Here is a 20755-nt window from a genome sequence, read left to right on the forward strand (position 1 = left end):
TCGCCTTTGCGTCATTTTTGATTTGGAAATGGAATTAGTTAATTATGTGATGTGACAGCAATCTTCAGCTTTGCCGCCACAGATTCAACAGTTGTGGCCTCTATTACCATATGTGCTTCAGCATGAGTCAGTGCTTCCTGAGTTCTCAATTGAAGCTCCAGAACAGAAATATCGGCCTCGGAAGCATCCTTACCTGTTACGCTACGAGCTTGAATGCGCTGCCTGAGCAATGCTTCCGGCACCAGAAAATCCAGGATGCAAAAAATTACTCCGCAACGCATCGCAATCTGCTGAAATAACTCACGTTGCCAACGCGCAATGAAGGTAGCATCGACCAGTACAGGCCAGCCCGCCTCAAGCAGTGTTTCGGCAAGTTCTGCCAAAAAATCATAAGTGCGCCGGGAAAATTCCCGGCTATAAATACCACTTTCAGCAGATGAACCGCTTTTAGTCAGCGCCTCCAGTCCAGCCAAACGTTTGCGTTCAATATCCGAACGCAGGCTGATCATTTCAAACTTCATAATGAGACTCTGACTAAACACGGTCTTTCCCGAACCAGATAAGCCATGTGTAATCATCAGAACAGGTTTTACCGCCCGGGTGAGCCTTTCAGCTAATCGGAGATGATACAGCCCCTGCTGTCTTTCGTATTCCACCATTTCTGAAGGCAATCCTGACTGAGCTGCACGAATAAAGGCTACTTTAGCGCGCACCATAGCACGATAAACCGCGTAGTAGCGCAAAAGCTTCATGCCGGCATAATCGCCTGTACGTTCCAGGTAGCGATTGAGAAAACGTGAAGCAAAATCATGATGATTTCGAAACAGCAAGTCCATATAGCAAAAGGCGACTTCTGACATCACATCAATCCAGCGCAAAGCTGGATTAAACTCAATGCAATCAAAAATCAATAACTTGCCTTCTTCCCAGGCCATGTTGCCAAGATGTAGATCACCATGGCATTCCCGCACATAACCTTGTACACGGCGCAGCTCAAGATCAGGCACGAGTCTATTATGCTCAGCAGCACTCCATTGATGAATAGTTTCTAGCCATTGAAGCCCTTTCGACCTCTCTCCAGCTTGTTCGCTAATCTGTTCGAAGTTTTGGGCAACCGACTCCCAGATAGTTTCTGCCGTACCCCATGACGAATCCATCAGGACACAAGGGATATTCAAATGAAAATCTGCTACGGTACTGGCAATGGTATCGACATGCTGCACTGATAGTTGCGCCAGATGATCGAGCCGATCCAAAGTTGCTTCCGGATCGAACTGATCCATTTTGATAGCGTAATCCAGCACAGGACCTGGGCCATTGAGACAAGGAGCTGCGACATCCCCGTTAAAAGTAACAACTTCAAGATAAATATCCGGCGCCAACCGGCGATTGAGTCGCAACTCTTCTTCACAATAGAAGCGACGCTTGTCCAGCGTGCTGAAATCAAGGAAGCCGAGATTCAGCGGTTTCTTTAGCTTGTAAACAAAATTACCCGTTAGCAGCACATGGGAAATATGCGTCTCTACATGCTGAATGCGCCCGACGGGATGAGGATAACACGCCGGATCAAGCAGCGCTTCAATTATCTGCTTTTGTGCAGCCTCTTCTTTCATGACCCGTTGCTATTTATTCATACCTTGTTTAGAGACTGGGATGCCCTTCATGCGCATACATCTGTTCGCGCCTTTCCTGGCAGCTCACACACCGCATGGCTATCGGATAAGCCAGCAAACGTTGCAACCCAATTTCTTTGCCGCAATCACTACATTCATTCGCACTGCCTTTTTTGATCTGCGCTAATTTTCTTTCGATTTCGCGTAGTTCATTGATTTGGCGATCTACACGTACAATGTTCAGATCAGCCAGCACGTCAGCGAGCGAGAAGTCACCGTTATCACCAGGATCATTCCCCATCACAGCAGCAAAGGATTGATTTTCGCGCTCGTCCAATTCATCACGAACTTCTTCGAGCAAACCCTGCTGGCGCTGGCGTAATTTATTCTCAATCGATTCGATTTCTTTTCTGGTCAATTGCGTCATGATTCACCTTCCTGCTTCCTTGTTTAAAAAATAATTATCTACTCTTAACAACGAATGCCCACAGAAAAATCACTTATGGGTACCTCTAAAAATTAGAGTTCTAAACAAGACAAGGCGAGAACAAAAAATGTTGACGCAGCCTATAACTGATAGGTAAGGAAACATTTTTTGTGAACAACGAAGTATTGTGACGAAATATGAATTTTTAAAGGTGCCCTTATTGTACTTTTGGAGCCAGGCTTTAGTTTGATGTTCTCACTTTTTCCATTTGTTTCACTGCCTGGTTCCAGATCTGACCCATCGGTATTTGATCTCTCGCACACAACCTGCTGAAATTAAAGCAGTATGATGTCCTACATTCTATCCTTCCAAATATCATCATGGTCTGCTATAAGCTCTTTGCTGACACAGATATTCAAATAGAGCGTACGGAATGCAATATGATTCAAGTTTTTAAGTGGTCGCTCTAAAAAATTCACTTAAGTGAGTTGTCACAAAATACTAGACCAGATCAGGCATTCTGCAGGACTAATCCATACGTGTTCACACGTATTTAATCATTACTTCTTTCCTGGTAGATTATGATGACTAGGCCAGTGAAGAAGTGATATTAAGTAGCTTTATTCAGCCCTTCATGTAATTTGCATGAGTAAATTTTTAGAAATACTCAATAGGAAGTGCTCAATATTCATTGAAAATGCCAGTTAAGATTGGAATGATTTCCCAACTTCATTTCTAATTTGTATCACAAATATGTCATTACAAAGGGTTAAGATATAACATTGGACGCCCTTCCCTAGTCTGATCTGTAATTAAATATGGCATCTGTTGTTGCTCTTCTGTTTTTATAGTTTGTTTATGCTTAAATTAACAAGGAAAACATCATGATCATCGACAATAACAAATATTTTAAATCGAACTTAGTAGTTGAGTTAATTAATCTCAGACAAGAGAACCCTCAGCCCGATGTTACGACATACGCGTTTTCATCGGATGATCAATTATTATCAATTGTAGTCATTAGTACCGATCAAAGAGAAAAGCAACGCGACACGACAATTATTCCCCTTCACCTATATAACGTGAAACGTTCCTTGAACGACCAATGGGGCGGACAATAAACTGAGCAACGATGCACAGGCGGTGCTCACCTTTCTGCTTACAGCAGCCATAATCATTAATAAGCCACCATAAATTCAGATCTCATCAGAAGTACAGTGCATGGCAAGACAAATTCTTAAAGAATCAACGCAATAGTTTTACGATTTCGGCTGTTAGCACGAATGAGCAAGATTGGCACAGCCTTAGAATTCTGTCCCCTTTAAATTCTCAACAATATTGACAACCTTGATTATCCCATCTAAAGTAACGCAGCGTTACTAGACACAAAGAATGTAAGTCCTCAGGAAAGCATAAACAAAATTCAATGCTAATTACGAGTAATCGCCTTGGATGATCTGCGCATATCCGAGAGCATTTGTTCTGCTGGCTAAGATGCAAGCAGTTAAAATACTTACCGAAAAGGTGAGTGCAATTTCACTAAAATCTTAATTCTTATGGAGGGAAGTAATGATAAAAACAACCAAAGCATTGTGTGCGAGTTTTGTACTTGGGTTGCTGTTGACAGGCCCTGCCCAAGCAGAAGATAAAAAAGCAGAACATCACCATAAAGACAAAGCAGAGCAGCACTTCAAAGTGATTGTGAATGCTTATGACACCACTATTCCTGAGCTCAATGTCGAGGGTGTAACCGTTAAGAACATTCGTGCTTTTAATGTTCTCAATGAACCTGAAACGCTGGCTGTCCATAAAGGAACCAAAGTAAAGATTACCATAGAAAACAAATCTCCTATCAGTGAAGGATTTTCCATTGACGCCTATGACATTAAGGAAGTGATCAAAGCAGGAGAAAGCAAAACAATCTCTTTCGTAGCAGATAAAGCCGGCGCCTTCACCATTTGGTGTCAGCTCCATCCAAGAAACATCCATTTGCCAGGCACATTGAACGTCCTGGAATAATGAGTTAGTTGGAATCTGCAAAAAATCATTAGCAGACTCTAACCAGCCATTTCTCGTGATCGTATGGCCGGATTTAATCTGGCCATACTTTGTTACAAGGTTTGTTAAACCCCTCTTTTCGCTCGTCGCAATATTTTCTGGTATCTGTTTACCAGAAATCAATTCTTGATCGGTTATTGTGACGGTTTATCGTTCAGCCTGTTTATTCCATTTCTAAATCAAAACTGACTTTATCGGCTTCACCTTGCCGTATTATTTATCCTGTCTGCGGCTCGCCTTCGCGTCATGTTTGATTTAGAAATGGAATTACTATCAATCCGTTGAGTTTTTGCATAACTTTTGTCAGTGTCACCATAAAAACAATCTTTCTCTTATCCACCTGAAAATTATTTACGTGATCCCCTGTCTGAAAATTTAATCTTCAAGAATGTGAACATAAAACCAAGTTGATAGGACTTGGATAAAGTATAAAGGGAAGATTTGCTTCTCGCTGGCTTGATAGCACGGCAATCAAATTGCATAAACTGTTCTTTGCGGTGCACCTCTTAGTGAGAAAAAAAATGTATACGTTTGCATTATTGTCGCCCTATTTTATTTTTCTTAATATTGAATATGTCATAAAGTTTAGTTAATTTGAATTATTGCTTTCTATATCTCTTAATTAAATAGTTTAAGTAGCACTTCAGAGAATAGATTCCGATTCAAATACTTTATTGTTTATTAATTCTGCATCTATTTTAAATTATGCGCATAAATAATAATGTCATACGACTCATACTAGCACTTTTTCTTCTATTGACTAATAGTCTTGCTTTAGCAGATCCACCAAAGCCACCTCTTATCATAATAACGCAAGATCGCACCAAGATATCCATTTCTTGGTCTCCAGTTGCAAATGCCCATGGTTATCAGTTATTTTATGCGCCTTTTCCTTTTACCGGCCCAGAAAGTATTAAAAATGTTGACATGGGTAACGCCACCTCTGGCTCAATTGAATTATGGGATGCTGCTGCTTTCATCGTTGCGGTAAAAGCGCATAATGATGCAGGCAGCAGCGATTACTCCAATATTGAATTATTTATTCTCTCTAAAGCACCGTTGCTTGATCCTGATGCTTCACCGGTTACCGGTAATTGGTACAAACCGCCTGTAGCAATAACCTGGCAATGGCAGCTTATAAAAGGTGCCATGAAAGATGCAATGAAAGATACCACCAATGAAACCAGTGAAATCGATACAAATCATCCAGTTCAACTTTATGATATTGATCTGTTTAATTCTTCCCCATCCTTGATTAACACACTCAAAGCTTCTGGCAAGAAGGTTATCTGTTATTTCTCGGCAGGGAGTTATGAAGATTTTAGAGAAGATAAAGATAAATTCAAGCCTGAGGAATTGGGGAATCCTTTGATCGATTGGCCAGATGAGCGGTGGCTTGATATTCGTTCACACAATGTAGCGGAGATCATGATCTCACGGCTTAATCTGGCTTTGCTAAAAGGCTGTGATGGCGTGGAACCGGATAATATGGATGCCTATGCCAATAACTCCGGCTTTGATTTAAGCGCCAGGGATCAGCTAGCATATAATAAATTTATTGCCAACGAAGCACATAAAAGGGGGTTGTCGGTTGGACTCAAAAATGATATGGAACAAATTCCTGATTTAATTAATTATTTTGACTTTAGTATTAATGAGCAATGTCATGAGTTCAATGAGTGTGATTCGCTGACCCATTTTATTATAAACGGCAAGCCCGTGTTAAATGCAGAATATCAGCAGAGTTATATCGACAATCCAGTTGCGCGCCAGGCGGTTTGTGATGCTTCTAAGGGTGCACAATTCAGTACCTTGATTCTGGCAAAAGATTTAGATGATAGTCGGCGATTTAGCTGTTTTTAAAAATGGATGATCTGTGCTACCTTACATATGAGGCAAAGTACAATCAAATTAGATCCGCTGAAGTTGTATAGATATACTGCAAAATATAAAACACACCCTAAGCTGTGAGATTGGATTTCAGTTATAGGGCTATATTTTGTACTCGTATAATTTCCCGTTGAGAGGATATTACATGGGTACCGCTTCAGCTCTTTAACGGCCTTATCTCTTCGTCAGGGTTAAAGCAGTCAACGTAGGGAATAAATATCGGAATATGATCGATATCATTTTGACGGAATAGATCATATTATTTAACGTGAATTCAGCATAAGGGCCACACTATCGCAATTGGAAGAGCTTGAGGGACTCTTGATATTAAGAGAAGGTTGCTTCTTGTGGTATGTATAAGTCACCAAGTCAGCTATCAGACTAAAAAAAGAAATTAAATGGGCTGCGATGGCAGGCATGTTTTATCTACGAAATATTTTCAATTAATTGTTCACTATTTCTATTGTCGAGTATTTACGCAATAAACATTGCTAAATAACAGCAAAACTGAACCGCCGCGGATTTACCGAGGACTCTATTTCTTGAGAGGATAGAGTAATGAAAGAGCAAATTAGATATTCACCGCAGATACGGGAACGGGCTGCCCGTCTGATGCATGGACACCAAGGGGAGTATGAGTCGCAGGGGATGGCGATGGTATCGATAACAGCAAAGAACGGTTGCACGCCGGAGACTCTGCGTACATTGGTGCCTCAGTCAAAAACAGCTCAGGGTATTTGAGTACGCTTGTCAACTTCGGAGCGGGAAAGACTCAAGGAATTGGAACGCGAGAATAGGTAATTATATCGTACCAACGATATATTACGAAAAGCATCAGCTTATTTTGCCCAGGCAAAGCTCGACCGCCGACCGAAGTGATGGCGATATTTGTCGCTCGACATAAGGAGCAGTACGAGGTCGAGCTGATCTGCAGGCAAATTCAGATTATCCCGTCGAGTTACTATAAGTATAAAGCACGAGAACGAGATCCTTCTCGGTTACCTGATCGTACTAAACGAGATAAAGCGCTTGAGCGAGGTAGATAATGTATAGAGGAAAAGTAATTTCAAAGTTTATGGTGCCAATAAAGTATGGTGGCAATTAACACGTGAAGGTACCCGGGTTGTCCGTTGTACCGTTGAACGGCTGATGAAGAAGCTTGAAATACAAAGCATCAGGCGCGGTAAAAATGTTAGACAACGATGGCAGATAACTTGCTTGACTGACCAACAAATAGGATTAACCGGCACCACACTCGATCAAATCAGTTGTAGGTGGCGGATATTACCTTTGTCGCAACATGGACGGGACTGATGTATGTGCCTTTTATCAAGGTTGTTTTTGCTCGGTCTACTATCGGTTAGCGGGCCAGCCGCTCATTGCATACCAGGCTGGTGCTGGATAACATTGGAACAGGCATTGTGGACACAGCGGGAAACCAGTGGGTTAATCCATCATAGCGATCATGACACTTATTCCACTTCCAAATCAAAAATAACGCGAAGGCGAGCCGCAGACAGTATAAATAATACGGCAAGGTGAAGCCGACAAAGTCAGTTTTGATTTGGAAATGAAATTATATCTGTCGATTCGCACTACCGAACGTTTAGCAGAAACCAATATTGATGCTTCTGTTAGCAGCTTTGTCGATAATTATGTCAATGCGCTGTGAGAAACGACAAATGGATTATACAAAATAGAAGTCATCTAGCATGACGGCTCCTCGCCCAATATTAATGAAGTAAAATTTGCCACTTTGAAATGGGTCGGCTGGTTCAATAATCGCAGATTATTGGAGTCGATTGAAAGTATTCCTCCGACTGAATTTGAAATGGCATATCATCGCCAATTGAAGAAGCCAACTAATAAAGCCTGACTCAGACTAAAAAATTACGGAAAAACAGTGACCTTTGATTATCCCTCTCTGCCATCATTGTTCCTTTTTCATTATGGTTAACGATGAACCAAAACTATCTCCTCTCTCTTAGTCAAGCAAGTTAGTTGTTTAAAATGAGCCGATAAAATATAGCCATAATTTCATAAATGGTATGTCATAAATGTATGCACTTGCATTATTGATATGGCATGTTTTTTCTCATAGCATAATCACAAATAAAGCTGGATTATTAATTAATCAGGTTGGTGTATGCCTTTGTTTTATAGTAAGTTTCAGTCCGCTTTATTTTAATTGATCTATCCGACAAGCAAGGTTTAAAGAGACCAACTAGTGATTAAGGTTGCCTCTATTTCTAAGACTTCACTATAAATCTAGCTGGGTTATTAGAACGCTGTTTTGCTGGATGGGCATTGTTGAGAAACAGGATGTAATTTTTCTTTTTATCGATTCTTTGGTTTTATGAATTCCACTCATTAAAAGGAGACAATCATGAGTGCTAGTAATGAACAACAAAAAGAATATGATGCACAAGGGTATGATCAAAAAGGATATGATCGTCCAGGGTATGATCAAAAAGGATATGATCGTCCAGGATATGACCGGCCAGGGTATGACCGAGAAGGATATGATCGCCCAGGATATGATCGTCCAGGGTATGATCGAGAAGGATATGATCGTGAGGGATATGATCGTAAAGGATACGATCGAGAAGGGTATGATCGACAAGGAAAAGATCGTCAAGGAGATGACCGACCAGAAAATGATGGCCATAAACATGGTGATAAGAACCATGGTAGTAAAGGCTATGATGGTAAAGAGCAAGGCGGTAACGACGTAAACGGTAATGACCAGAGCGGTAAAGACTATGCTGGTAAAGACGAAGGCAGTAAGGACCACGGTAGTAATAAAAAAGACGGTAAAGACTGCGGTGGTAAAGATCGAGACGATAAGGACTACGCTGATAAAGATCATGGTGGTAACGACCACGGCGGTAAAGACTATGCTGGTAAAGACCAAAGTGGTAATGACCAAAGCGCTAATGGCCATGGTGGCAATAACCAAAATGATAATAACCAAAATGGTAATGACCAAAATGGTAAAGATTATGGTGGTAAAGACCATGGTAGTAAAGACCATGGCGGTAAACATAAACATGTCGATGCACGTCCCGGTGAGGCTTGCCGTGGTGAAGATGGTGCCGAAAATTTTGTCTTCCATGACAAGGGGCACTGGAAAATTGACAACTATAATGGGCAGGAAGGAGATATGCTCGATTTCACTGAGTATGGTGTAACTCGTGAAGAAATAGCTAGTCATATCACGAATATTACAATTGAGGCTAATAACTTCATTGTCAACTTTGGCGACAATGTATCGATTACGCTGGTAGGCCAACCGCCCACCTGGGATAACGTTATTACTGCAGAAGCTTAATAGCGTATTAGAGAGGAAAAGTCTTTCCCTCTCTTGCTAATGTAGAAAATTTGGGGCCGGAGTAAATAAATAAAAGTTACTTTGGCCCTAATTTTATCCGCCAATTCTTAAAGAAAATTTTGAAATAATTAGATTATTTATCAGGGTATTGTTTTATATTTTGCAACTACTTTATGAAGCTAGTGAATCAAAGCGATTTATTAGACAAAGAATGGGTCCTAGTTTCCCACCATTCTGAGCAAAAAGATGCTTGTGGGAAAAAGCCGATTCACAGCAAATGCGTTATCGTCAATGTGGTCTGGTATGTAATGATGTATGCTGCCAAAGGATTACCCGTCGTGGAAAACTATTTACTACCATTATTGGCGCTGCAACCAACGAGAGGCTTGAGAAGTTGCCCTGGACGAGATCGATGAAATCCAACAAAAAGTTTGGGAACATAGACTCATAAAATGTTAAGACTTTGTCATGCAGTAATTTCCATGGCTTTGATGAGGGCGAGAAAATCACGGATAGGACGCGCATATTGTGGTTATACGTTAGGCCATCTGATCCAAGTCGTCGTTCATGCTGGAAATATTTATGTCACCAAGGCTGCTCATTCTGTGCTGCACGCAGCAGTTGAAAAATCTTCACGCATTAGCGCCTTCTCTGATGACGTAGACTATTGCGGTACCGCTGTTGGCTTTCGCAAGCAGACGCCTGATTAAAAATATATATCTCTGAACGCATCAAGGATGTCTTTGCGGTTTTATCCGTTCGTTGGATTGTAGAGCAAACTTTTGCTTAGCTAGGAAATTTCAGGCAATGTCTAAGGATTATGAAATTCGAACCCATAGTACTGAAAATATGGTACGTATCGCAAGGCTAAGGCTAATTGTAAGAGCTAAATGCATATAATTTTTTCAAGACAGCTGTTTAAACGCGACTCGTTTTGCCGTCAATGTTGTTTCTGTGATAGCTTCAACAAATACTGCTCCTACTATAGTTCAAAACACTTTACAAAGCCACTAATCGTCCAAAAGATCGCTATAGTATTCATCCGAACCTAGCTCCTCTCATGATGAAACACTTTCTAAAAAATCCTTTCAAAGGAATTCAGATTCCTTTGAAAGGATTTTTATATTGAGCACACCTGAATTAGGTAATCTGGCTATCTCGCTATTAAGAATTGGCCTTTAAAAGCCTTAGGCTAGAGTAACCTTATATTTATTTTACTCCGGCCCCAAATTTCCAACATTAACAAGAGGAGAAAGACTTCCTCTCTAATACGTTATTAACCTTCTGCAGTAATAACGTTATCCCAGGTGGGCGGTTGGCCTACCAGCGTAATCGATACATTGTCGCCAAAGTTGACAATGAAGTTATTAGCCTCAATTGTAATATTCGTGATATGACTAGCTATCTCTCCACGAGTTAAACCATACTCAGTGAAATCGAGCATATCTCCTTCCTGCCCATTATAGTTGTCAATTGTCCAGTGCCCCTTGTCATGGAAGACAAAATTTTCGGCACCTTCTTCACCACGGCAAGCATCACCCGGACGTGCGTCGACATGTTTATGTTTACCACCATGATCTTTTTCACCGTGGTCTTTACCACCGTGGCCTTTATCGCCTTGATCTTTATCGCCTTGATTTTTACCGTATTGGTCTTTACCGCCTTGGTCTTTACCGCCATGGTCTTTACCATATTGGTCTTTACCGCCTTGGTCTTTACCATATTGGTCTTTACCATATTGGTCTTTACCATATTGGTCTTTACCATATTGGTCTTTACCGCCTTGGTCATTACCGTTTTGGTCTTTACCGTATTGGTCTTTACCGCCTTGGTCTTTACCGCCATGGTCTTTACCATATTGGTCTTTACCGCCATGGTCTTTACCATATTGGTCCTTATCGCCTTGGTCATTACCGTTTTGGTCTTTACCGTATTGGTCATCACCACCTACGTCGTTACCGTCCTGGTCTTTATCATGATAGCCTTTAGCGCCATGGTCTTTATCATCATGTTTATGGCCTTCATGTTTATGGTCATCATGTTTATGGTCATCATGTTTATGGTCATCATGTTTATGACCTTCATGTTTATGGTCATCATTTCCTTTCCAATCGAATCCTTTCCAATCGAATCCTTTGTGCTGGTCATTGTTAGTACTCATTATTATTCTCCTTTAATGAATGGATCCATAAAAAGTAAAATTACATCCTGTTTCTCAACAATTTCTATCTAGCAAAACAGTGTTTTAACAACCCAACTAAATTTATAGTGAAGCCTTAGAAATAGAGGCAATCCTAATATGAATAGTTGGTCTCTTTAAACCGTGCTTGCCGAATAGATCAGTTAAAATAAAGTGGACTGAAATTTGCCATAAAGCAAAGGCAAACATCGATCTAATTAGTGCTTACCCGAAAACTTTCAAACCAAATAAAAAATAAAAGGTTGCGCCTAATTTAAAAGTGCAGGCTTATAGGAATTTGAGAAAAATGAAGATTTTTAGGAATGTCAGTTAAACTAGTACAATTCAATTAATTAACGCCACTCTATCCCAGGCTTTTAGAAATCTCCATTTCATAAACTATGGTTAAACTTATCGTTTACTACGGAATAATAGTTTTCGGGTAGACACTAATTAATAATCCAGCTTTATTTGTGGCCATGCTAGGAGATATAAAGTATCATGTCAATAATGCAAAAGCATACATTTACACTGTAAATCATTAAGTTACGTGCATCCCAGCAGCCAAGATTAGATAAATAACTTGAGGGCGCCTCTAAAAATTCAGAGCTCTAAACAAGACAAGGCGAGAACAAAAAATGTTAACGCAGCATATAACTGATATGTAAGGAAACATTTTTTGTGAACAACGAAGTATTGTGACGAGACGGGGTAAGCAGGCAATCCGCGAAGCGGATGCTCGCAAATATGAATTTTTAGAGGTGCCCTTGATTGACTAATAGATAGAAAACAGTCTTGTTCATCGTTAACCATAATAAAACGTAATGGTGATGGTAGAGAAGGATAATCAAAACCATAGTGTAGAGAAACTGTACGAGATATTCACACCCTGCAATGCACCAAAGTTCTTCGGCAAAAGAAATGTTACGTATAACGCTGGAAAGTCTGCTTGATGAAGACAGTATGAGCATTGTTTTGCCGACGGGAAGGTATCAACCTATTTTCCTCATCTGACGAAATCAGAAACTCTGCATATTATTATCACTATTTTTGTGCCCGAAGCTTTTGTGTGATGCCTATGCTTCTAGTCATATTTAGCCTTAATCAATAATTGACAGGAATTCATTCCTGTATGTTGATATAACTGCACAGTTATTGTTGGGAAAATTCAAGGTTGCGCATAATTCAAATAAATATGTTTTTTAAAATTCTAACGCAGTTACTAAGCTTTTCAACGGCTTGTTAAAATGTTTAGTCCCACAGTGTGCTGAAGTCATATATAGCGAGTTATCGCCCAATAAAATTGTATGCAATTGTATTATTGTCTCCCTGTTTTTTATCTCTTAGTATTAATTACGTAATAAAGTTAGGCTAGTTTGATTTATTGCTGCTGGTTTCCCTTAAGTGACATTTATGAGATTGAATCCCGATTCAATCATTTTATTGTTTATTTACTTTTGCATCTAATTAAACTATGCGCACAAATAATAATGTCATGCAAATCATATTGATGATTTTTTTTCTATTGATTAATAGCCTTGCTTTAGCGGATGAACTAAAGTCACCTACTATTTTAGTGACGCAAGATGGCACCAAGGTATCCGTTACATGGTCTCCAGTTGCAAATGCCAGTGGCTATCAGTTATTTTATGCACCTTTTCCTTTTACCGGACCAGAAAGTATTAAAAGTGTTGATATGGGTAACACCACATCTGGTTCAATCGAATTATGGGATGGAGCTGCGTTCATTGTTGCGGCAAAAGCACATAATGATGCGAGTAGCAGCGATTTTTCCAATATTGAATTATTTATTCTCTCTAAAGCGCCGTTACTTGATCCTGATGCACCACCGATTACCGGTGATTGGTACAAACCACCTGTAGCAACAACCTGGCAATGGCAACTGAAAGGCGAAGTCAATACAAATTATCCGGTTAAACTTTATGATATTGATCTGTTTAATTCTTCCCCATCCTTGATTAACACACTCAAAGATTCTGGTAAGAAGGTCATCTGTTATTTCTCGGCAGGTAGTTATGAAGATTCTAGAGAAGATAAAGACAAATTCAAGGCTGCTGAATTGGGTAATACTTTAGTCGATAAACCGGATGAGCGATGGCTTGATATTCGTTCACACAATGTAGCGGAGATCATGATCTCACGGTTAAATTTGGCTCTGCTAAAAGGCTGTGATGGCGTGGAACCGGATAATATGGATGCCTATGCCAATAATTCCGGCTTTGATATAAGCGCCAGGGATCAGCTAGCATTTAATAAATTTATTGCCAATGAAGCACATAAAAGGGGGTTGGCGGTTGGGCTTAAGAATGATATGGAACAAATTCCTGATTTAATCGATTATTTTGACTTTAGTGTTAATGAGCAATGTCATGAGTTCCATGAATGTAACATACTGACCGGCTTTATTATAAACGGCAAACCTGTGTTAAATGCAGAATATCAGCAAAGTTATGTTGATAATCCTGCTGAGCGGCAGACGCTTTGTGATATTTCGAATGGCACACAATTCAGCACGCTGATTCTGCCTAAAGATTTAGATGATAGTCGGCGATTTAGCTGTTTTTGAAGATGATACTTAATACTGCCTAGCACACTCGTGATACAAGGCACCAACAATTAGATTCTCACAAGCTTGGAGAGGTGGATAGATAATGAAAAAACTAGTCACGCTCTAAGCTTGTCAGATTACTTAGCAATTATCAAGCCATGTATCGAATTCGCTGTAATTTTCCATGGAAAAGATCTTGCATGGGAATTGCTTCAGTTCATCAGCGACGACCTCAAGTTTACACAGATTATGCGTATCTTCGTCGGTAATTAACGCATCCACGTAGGGGACAAATGTTGAAATATGATCGATATCGTTTTGACGAGAAAGACCATATTTAGTATGGAATTTACTTGGTTTATTGATGATCACTCCGCTTTCGCGGCATTTCCAGAGCAATGCGGCTTCAAGAGCGCTCCTAATCCTGATATAGGCGCATAAGTTATTGGCTGAATGGTTTTCTAATATTTCCAACCATCGCTTAAGTGTCAATTCCTCATCCAGTCCCTGCACTACTTCTTTAACGATTCGATAAAATGGCGCAAGTTCTTTCTGTGCAGGGATCGCTGGAATTCGCCCTGCTTCTAGCTCATTGACAATATGCTCCATCAGAAGATACAGGTCGCGCTGCTGCCGCCAAGAAGCAATTCCTTGTCGAATATCCTTGCTCCAAAGGGCGCGAACATAACTCAAGCATTCGAAAACATCTCTACAATTGAACGTATTTTCCAATTGTCTTTCCAAGACTTCTCGAATCTTTTGATTAACTCCCATCTTTTGATTAACTCCCTCAGGTAGACGTGCTTTATGCTGATGTAAAGATAATTTTAATTGCCAGTTGTTTGTAGGCTGAATCCTCACGCCTATCTCAAATTGATGAGGATTCACAAGCCCGATGTCGGCAGTAGGAAAAGAATCGTGGCTCTCCTGACTGGTAAGTATTCTTCTCCACTGAGCGATAAATACTTCTTCTGAATTAGGCGAAATGAATCCATTAGCCAGATCATTCTGGAATTGCCAGAGTTTTTCTCTATTTTCAACATATTCCTCAGGAATAGCAGCTGTTTCGCGACTATGAATCTCTGAAGTGACTACAAAAATCTTCTGTTGTTGTTTTAATTTTTGCAGCTTAGAGAAAAGATGCAGTGCATGTTGAGATGCGAGTTTATCAGCTTCAATACAAACAGCCGAAAAAAACCATTGATCCAGATAAATCAATTTTTTGCGAATTGATGGGAGCAAAATAGGAAACCATTTTTTACAATGTGAACAAAAACCACGAGTCTTACCGGATTTTTGATCCTGTTTGATATTTTCAATAGGTATAGCATAACCGCAGCAAGAACACTCAATTGGAAACATAGAAATTCTGTATATTGAGAGCCTGAAAGGTATCAGAAACTAAACATTTCAATTAAATAAAGCAATCGAAATCATGTTGATTTTTTCTAATTTTTACCCTGCTGCTGCAACTGCACATACGACTTACTGATCGCAGTAAGCTCTGCCAGTCGTGCTGCCACCTGGTGATTGATACTGCCTTCAGGATAGGCTCCGTTAGCATCAGCTTCGCCTGCTGGCACACCAGTCAGCAGGGTAATAGCTTGATCGATATTTTCTACGGCATAGATATGAAACTTGCCCGCGGTTGCGGCCTCGACCACATTCTGACGCAACATCAAGTGTTGGACATTGGTACCAGGAATTAATACACCTTGTTTGCCAGTTAAGCCACGTGCAGCACAGATATCAAAAAATCCTTCAATTTTTTCGTTGACAGCACCAATGGCTTGTGCCTGACCGAGTTGATTAACGGAACCGGTTATCGCCAATGACTGGTTAATCGGGACATTCGCCAGATTGGAAAGCAATGCGCACAATTCGGCTAATGACGCGCTATCCCCTTCGACCATGCCATAAGATTGTTCAAACGCGAGACTGGCGGACAGTGCCAGCGGCTGATTTTTTGCATAACGTGCAGCAAGAAAAGACGAGAGGATCAACACACCTTTAGAGTGAATCGCTCCTGAAAGCTTAACTTCACGCTCGATATTGATCAAATCCCCTTTGCCAAACCGGGTCGTGGCGGTGATTCTGGTCGGCTGTGCAAAGGCGAATCCGCCTAGTTCGATCACTGAAAGACCATTGACCTGTCCTGTCACCGCACCTTGTGTATCGATCATCAAAGTACCACGCAGAATTGCCTCGTATAATCGGTCTCTCACCCTATCTTTGCGGTGAATTTGTGAATCGATTGCCTGCTGGACATCACTTGCCTGCACCACCTCATGACCTGCTTCACGCGCCCAATAATCTGCCTCATGCAATAAATCGACAATGCTGCGCATATGTATGGAAAGTTTCTTCGAATCGCCCACCAGGCGAGCACTATGTTCGATCACTCTGGCGACTGCATAGCGGTCATACGGTAATAACTTCTCTTTACGTGTCAGCGTAGAAATCAATTGTGCGTAAAGCATATGGGATTGTGCATTACGTTCGATCGTCTCTTCGAAATCTGCTGCGACATTGAACAATTCCTGGAACTCTGGATCATATCTCTGCAACAAGTAATAGAATAAACGATCGCCGAACAGCACAACTTTCACGTCAAGTGAAACCGGCTCTGGCTCGAGCGATACGGTACTGACGAGGCTGTATAACTGTCCCAGCGATTCGATATGAATTTTGTGCGACTGCAACGCCCGTTTTAATCCTTCCCAGGCAAACGGCTGCATCAGCACCTTGCGTACATCGAGCAACAAGTATCCTCCATTGGCACGATGCAATGCTCCCGGTTTAATCAGCGTAAAATTGGTAACCAGCGCACCAAACTGGGCGACATGCTCCACTCGTCCAACCAAATTGCTATAGGTCGGGTTATCCTCACTGATGATCGGCGCACCAGGTTTTTTATGGTTTGAGGCTAGCACATTGACCTGGTAATTATTAAATGTCTGGTGAGTGATAACCGTCATGCCAGAAATGTTGACGGATTCATCGGGCTTGCGGAAATCATCCACATGCATGACCATGTCCTGTTGCACTGCATCGAGAAAGTCGAGCACGTCAGGTAAATCAGTATAGATTGCGCGCAACTCGTTAATCATGTGCTCGACGATAGAGAGCATGATATCGCGATTTAGCTGCTTGATCCGCTCACTACGCTCGCGACGACGCTGGGGCAGATGACTTAGAATTTTTTCTAGATGTGCTTGCAATTCAATAATGGCGGCTTTTATTCGATCTTTCTCCTCCTGAGGCAATTTTTCATATTCATCTGGAGGTATCACTTCCCGATTATGGCTCGGCGCCAGCGCGAACCCTTCGGGTGTGCGCAGCAAAACAATCTCTTTTTTCTCAGCTTCTTCTCCTAATTGCTTTATCTCCCGTTCCTGCAGTTCATTAAATTCTTGCTGAATCGCGCTCACCCTGTTTCGGTATTCTTCGCTCTCAAACTGCGCTGGAATGGCGCTGCGCAAATAATCCACCAGTCGTTCCATGTGCTGCCGCAACTCCTCTCCCCTCCCGGATGGGAGCTTGAGCACTTTCGGCTTGTGTGGCTGGGCAAAGTTATTGAGATAGCACCAATCCGACGGTTCAGGCTCCTTGCTTGCTTTTGATTCAAGTAATTCCTGGACTAAGCTGCGCTTGCCCATCCCGGACGGACCCAGCACAAAAAGATTATATCCCTCGTGGCGAATACCAGAGCCAAAGCGCACTGCATCCATTGCACGAGCCTGACCAATGATCTCCGTCAAATCGGTTACTTCTGCCGTAGTCTGAAATGTGAACTGATCGAGGTCACAGGATGAATATAACCGTTGCGGTTCCAGAGGAAGAATAGTTGTCATTGTTCTATAAAGAGATCATATTAAAATAATGCCACCCTGATTAACCAGCCTGAATAGGATGACAACAAATTATCAACAAAATAGCATATTATTTCACTGCGCGAATGCTCCCCGCCGATAGGCATATCGATCATTTAAAATTTACTTGTTTTCCTGATATTCGGCATCCACTACTTTACCTCGAGGGCCCGATCCACTGGGACGTGATTCACCAGGTGAGGTGCCAACATTATGAGGTGGCTCGGATCCTTCCCAGCGTGTTTCTGCATAAGGGCCTCCTTTGGACGCCTGGCCTGATTGCGCGTAAAGCGTTGCACCCGCTTCCTTAAGCAACTTCTTGAGAGCTTCTGCCCGTTCAGTAGCCAGCGCAACATCCTTCTTGATGAACGCTTCCTTGGTTTCACGCAAGGATATTTCCAAGCGCTTCTTCAGATCATCAGTCAATTTATCGGCAAAGTTGGCAAGCATCTTCTCTGCCTCATAGCAGGTTGCATCTGCTGTATTAAGCTTTTCCGCATCTTCACGCCGTTTTTTATCGGCCTCGGCATAATGTGCAGCATCATCCACCATACGTTTCTTGTCTTCTTCCGACAACCGTGTTGAACCAGTAATACTTATGGATTGAGATTTACCCGTCGCCAGATCTTTCGCTGCAACACTTAGAATACCATTTGAATCAATATCAAAAGTTACTTCGATCTTCGGTATTCCTCGAGGCGCTGGTGGCAATCCTTCCAGGTTGAATTCGCCCAGGCTCACATTATCCGGTGCCATGGGACGCTCTCCCTGAAAGACGTGGATAGTAACACTGGTCTGCATATCAGCCGCCGTGGTAAACGTTTCCGTTTTTTTCACCGGTATGGGGGTATTACGTGCGATTAAGGGTGTGGCAATTCCACCTAATGTCTCTACGCCTAATGTGAGAGGTATCACATCTACCAGCACAATGCCGCTCACTTCTCCTGCCAGTACACCGGCCTGAATCGCTGCACCTGCTGCCACACACTCCATTGGATCAACGCCCAGCTCCGCCTTATGTCCAAAAAGATCCTCAAAATAGGAACGCACTGCCGGCATACGCGTTGGCCCTCCCACGAATACGATGCGATCCACCTCGCGCGGACTAATGCCTGCATCATGCATGGCCTGTTCGACCGGGCGACGACAACGCTCAATGACCGGTCTTACCAAACGCTCAAGTTCCGTCCGGTTCAAATCCATTTCGAGATGGTGAGGCTCCCCAGCTACTGAGGTCAAATAGGGTAAACTGATATGCGTGGTCACACTGCTGGTCAATTCGATCTTAGCCGTTTCTGCCGCATCTAGCAAGCGTGCTGCTGCTTTACGGTCAACCCGAATATCCACACCAGTTGCCATTTGAAAACGCTCTGCCAAGTGCTCGAAAATACATTGATTCATATCCGTGCCACCGAGCTGCGTATCGCCACTGGTTGCTTTCACTTCAAACACGCCCTTGCCAAATTCCATGATAGTGACATCAAGCGTACCACCACCCAAATCGATCACAACAATGCGCAATTCCTGACCCAGCCGATCCAAGCCATAAGCCAATGAAGCAGCAGTCGGCTCATTGACTAGACGCACTACCTCGAGGCCAGCAATGCGGCAGGCATCCTTGGTTGCAGCCCGCTGATTGTCGTCAAAATAAGCTGGCACCGTTACGACCGCTTTTTCTACTGGCTCACCCAGAAAAGCTTCGGCATCACGCTTGATTTTTTGTAATAAAAATGCAGAAAGCTGCTCGGGCGTATATTCACGATCTCTGAGACGAATCACCTCACGTTTGCCCATTTTGCGCTTAAAAGCAGTTACCGTCCCTTCAACATTCGCTGCCATCTGCCGCCGCGCAGGCTCACCCACCAGAATTTGTCCGTCGGTGGTCAACGCTACATAGCTTGGAAATGCTTTGCCGCCGAGACTGACACCTTCAGCGCTGGGAATGATAACGGGACGCCCTCCGCGCAAGACTGCCGCCGCCGAATTGGAAGTACCCAGATCAATACCGATGATTGCCATATGACCTCCTTCGTATCTAATTCAATTCAGTAATAAAAGATAGATGCGCTATAACCTCATGATACTTCATCCAACCACATTGTTAAGTGTTGACAGCACTAATAACACAATACCTCTCAACGACCACAACGCACACTGCTGACAATTTGGATTGTCAGATCGGAGGATAAAATCTATCGATTTATTTAAGCGATGCAGTTACCAACATAACTACATAATTCCACTCCAAATCAAAAATGACGCGAAGGCAAGCCGCAGACAGTATACATAACACGGCAAGGTGAACCCGACAAAGTCAGTTTTGATTTAGAATGGAATAAAACCTGTTATTTTATCTTTTCTTCAAGATACTCCTTCAATGCAACGGCATTATTGTAATCGGGTTCTCGCGAACTGTAGATCAAGGTGACCGTTCCATGATGGGCAGCGGTAAGAAGGGGTTTCCATATTTCTGGCCTGGAATCTAATTCAGCGAAATATCGTTTACGAAAATCATCCCATTTCTTCGGGTCGTGAGCAAACCATCGGCGTAGATCATGGCTGGGTCCAATATCCTTCAGCCATTCATCTATTTTCAAGTCGGTCTTTCTGATACCACGTGGCCACAGGCGCTCCACCAGAAAGCGAAGACCATCAGTGGTTTCTGCTGCCTCATACACACGCTTCACCTTGATCATTTCTCAATCTCCTGATGATGGGCGCAAAGAAGAGCGATCGGTCATCAACCGTTTCTTCAGAAAGCAGGTTAATTTTTTCAAAACTTCATAGAACGCCTCTACATCATTATTGTGCAATTC

At 42.1% G+C, this 20755-nt stretch carries 15 protein-coding genes, 1 pseudogene and 1 other annotated feature; of the genes and pseudogenes, 9 read left to right on the top strand and 7 right to left on the bottom strand.

What is annotated here, in order from left to right; translation table 11 throughout:
- Positions 1-38: 38 nt before the first annotated feature.
- Both BM122_RS08550 and BM122_RS08555 read right to left on the bottom strand, forming a co-directional pair.
- Positions 39-1613 carry a bifunctional aminoglycoside phosphotransferase/ATP-binding protein gene (locus BM122_RS08550; protein ID WP_074905177.1) on the bottom strand — a complete coding sequence of 525 codons (1575 nt, stop codon included), beginning with the start codon at positions 1611-1613 and terminating at the stop codon, positions 39-41.
- Positions 1614-1641: 28 nt separating this feature from the next.
- Positions 1642-2040, bottom strand: coding sequence for a TraR/DksA family transcriptional regulator (locus BM122_RS08555; protein WP_074905178.1), 399 nt, complete (start codon positions 2038-2040; stop codon positions 1642-1644).
- 884 nt (positions 2041-2924) lie between these two features.
- Between BM122_RS08555 and BM122_RS08560 the strand changes: the two genes are divergently transcribed.
- The 8 genes and pseudogenes from BM122_RS08560 to BM122_RS08590 all read left to right on the top strand — a co-directional run bounded on the left by BM122_RS08560 (position 2925) and on the right by BM122_RS08590 (position 10029).
- A complete protein-coding gene (locus BM122_RS08560) occupies positions 2925-3161 on the top strand; it encodes a hypothetical protein (protein WP_074905179.1) in 237 nt (78 codons plus the stop codon).
- A 448-nt stretch (positions 3162-3609) separates the two neighbouring features.
- Positions 3610-4059, top strand: coding sequence for a nitrosocyanin (locus tag BM122_RS08565; protein WP_256211965.1), 450 nt, complete (start codon positions 3610-3612; stop codon positions 4057-4059).
- A gap of 744 nt (positions 4060-4803) precedes the next feature.
- A complete protein-coding gene (locus BM122_RS08570; protein ID WP_218152044.1) occupies positions 4804-5961 on the top strand; it encodes an endo alpha-1,4 polygalactosaminidase in 1158 nt (385 codons plus the stop codon).
- Between the two features lie 863 nt (positions 5962-6824).
- Positions 6825-6941: a sequence feature (AL1L pseudoknot), on the top strand.
- The gene (locus BM122_RS26555; RefSeq protein WP_177198080.1) at positions 6867-7034 is read left to right on the top strand and encodes a hypothetical protein; all 168 of its coding nucleotides are present in this window, start codon (positions 6867-6869) and stop codon (positions 7032-7034) included. (Overlaps the previous feature by 75 nt.)
- Before the next feature lie 76 nt (positions 7035-7110).
- A pseudogene (locus BM122_RS26560) lies at positions 7111-7302 on the top strand (hypothetical protein); the annotation flags it as partial.
- A gap of 1072 nt (positions 7303-8374) precedes the next feature.
- Positions 8375-9319, top strand: a complete 945-nt coding sequence (locus tag BM122_RS08585) for a hypothetical protein (RefSeq protein WP_074905181.1) — start codon at positions 8375-8377, stop codon at positions 9317-9319.
- Positions 9320-9492: 173 nt separating this feature from the next.
- On the top strand, positions 9493-9735 hold the full coding sequence (locus tag BM122_RS22345) for a hypothetical protein (RefSeq protein ID WP_143083371.1): 243 nt from the start codon (positions 9493-9495) through the stop codon (positions 9733-9735).
- A gap of 66 nt (positions 9736-9801) precedes the next feature.
- Complete coding sequence (locus BM122_RS08590; protein WP_074905182.1) at positions 9802-10029, top strand: hypothetical protein; 228 nt, start codon at positions 9802-9804, stop codon at positions 10027-10029.
- A gap of 566 nt (positions 10030-10595) precedes the next feature.
- Here BM122_RS08590 and BM122_RS08595 read toward each other — a convergent pair.
- Entirely contained in the window at positions 10596-11480 is an 885-nt protein-coding gene (locus BM122_RS08595; protein ID WP_074905183.1) for a hypothetical protein, read from the bottom strand.
- Positions 11481-12972: 1492 nt separating this feature from the next.
- Here BM122_RS08595 and BM122_RS08600 point away from each other — a divergent pair.
- A complete protein-coding gene (locus tag BM122_RS08600) occupies positions 12973-14085 on the top strand; it encodes an endo alpha-1,4 polygalactosaminidase (protein WP_218152045.1) in 1113 nt (370 codons plus the stop codon).
- A 123-nt stretch (positions 14086-14208) separates the two neighbouring features.
- Here the strand turns inward: BM122_RS08600 and BM122_RS08605 are convergent, their stop codons facing one another.
- The 4 genes from BM122_RS08605 to BM122_RS08620 all read right to left on the bottom strand — a co-directional run bounded on the left by BM122_RS08605 (position 14209) and on the right by BM122_RS08620 (position 20635).
- Complete coding sequence (locus BM122_RS08605; RefSeq protein ID WP_143083372.1) at positions 14209-15309, bottom strand: hypothetical protein; 1101 nt, start codon at positions 15307-15309, stop codon at positions 14209-14211.
- A gap of 206 nt (positions 15310-15515) precedes the next feature.
- The gene (locus BM122_RS08610; RefSeq protein ID WP_074905185.1) at positions 15516-17921 is read right to left on the bottom strand and encodes a Lon protease family protein; all 2406 of its coding nucleotides are present in this window, start codon (positions 17919-17921) and stop codon (positions 15516-15518) included.
- A gap of 141 nt (positions 17922-18062) precedes the next feature.
- The gene (gene dnaK / locus BM122_RS08615) at positions 18063-19958 is read right to left on the bottom strand and encodes a molecular chaperone DnaK (protein WP_074905186.1); all 1896 of its coding nucleotides are present in this window, start codon (positions 19956-19958) and stop codon (positions 18063-18065) included.
- 326 nt (positions 19959-20284) lie between these two features.
- A complete protein-coding gene (locus BM122_RS08620) occupies positions 20285-20635 on the bottom strand; it encodes a DUF488 domain-containing protein (RefSeq protein ID WP_074905187.1) in 351 nt (116 codons plus the stop codon).
- Between the last annotated feature and the right edge of the window lie 120 nt (positions 20636-20755).

The organism is Nitrosomonas communis, from assembly GCF_900114745.1.
Classification (GTDB): domain Bacteria; phylum Pseudomonadota; class Gammaproteobacteria; order Burkholderiales; family Nitrosomonadaceae; genus Nitrosomonas; species Nitrosomonas communis_A.

What these genes read in the sequence shown, in the direction of transcription:
- BM122_RS08570 (WP_218152044.1), top strand. Translation starts at nt 4,804, where the DNA reads ATGCGCATAAATAATAATGTCATACGACTCATACTAGCACTTTTTCTT.
- BM122_RS22345 (WP_143083371.1), top strand. Translation starts at nt 9,493, where the DNA reads ATGAAGCTAGTGAATCAAAGCGATTTATTAGACAAAGAATGGGTCCTA.
- dnaK (WP_074905186.1), bottom strand. Translation starts at nt 19,958, where the DNA reads ATGGCAATCATCGGTATTGATCTGGGTACTTCCAATTCGGCGGCGGCA.
- BM122_RS26555 (WP_177198080.1), top strand. Translation starts at nt 6,867, where the DNA reads ATGGCGATATTTGTCGCTCGACATAAGGAGCAGTACGAGGTCGAGCTG.
- BM122_RS08595 (WP_074905183.1), bottom strand. Translation starts at nt 11,480, where the DNA reads ATGAGTACTAACAATGACCAGCACAAAGGATTCGATTGGAAAGGATTC.
- BM122_RS08620 (WP_074905187.1), bottom strand. Translation starts at nt 20,635, where the DNA reads ATGATCAAGGTGAAGCGTGTGTATGAGGCAGCAGAAACCACTGATGGT.
- BM122_RS08585 (WP_074905181.1), top strand. Translation starts at nt 8,375, where the DNA reads ATGAGTGCTAGTAATGAACAACAAAAAGAATATGATGCACAAGGGTAT.
- BM122_RS08555 (WP_074905178.1), bottom strand. Translation starts at nt 2,040, where the DNA reads ATGACGCAATTGACCAGAAAAGAAATCGAATCGATTGAGAATAAATTA.
- BM122_RS08565 (WP_256211965.1), top strand. Translation starts at nt 3,610, where the DNA reads ATGATAAAAACAACCAAAGCATTGTGTGCGAGTTTTGTACTTGGGTTG.
- BM122_RS08590 (WP_074905182.1), top strand. Translation starts at nt 9,802, where the DNA reads ATGGCTTTGATGAGGGCGAGAAAATCACGGATAGGACGCGCATATTGT.
- BM122_RS08550 (WP_074905177.1), bottom strand. Translation starts at nt 1,613, where the DNA reads ATGAAAGAAGAGGCTGCACAAAAGCAGATAATTGAAGCGCTGCTTGAT.
- BM122_RS08600 (WP_218152045.1), top strand. Translation starts at nt 12,973, where the DNA reads ATGCGCACAAATAATAATGTCATGCAAATCATATTGATGATTTTTTTT.
- BM122_RS08610 (WP_074905185.1), bottom strand. Translation starts at nt 17,921, where the DNA reads ATGACAACTATTCTTCCTCTGGAACCGCAACGGTTATATTCATCCTGT.
- BM122_RS08560 (WP_074905179.1), top strand. Translation starts at nt 2,925, where the DNA reads ATGATCATCGACAATAACAAATATTTTAAATCGAACTTAGTAGTTGAG.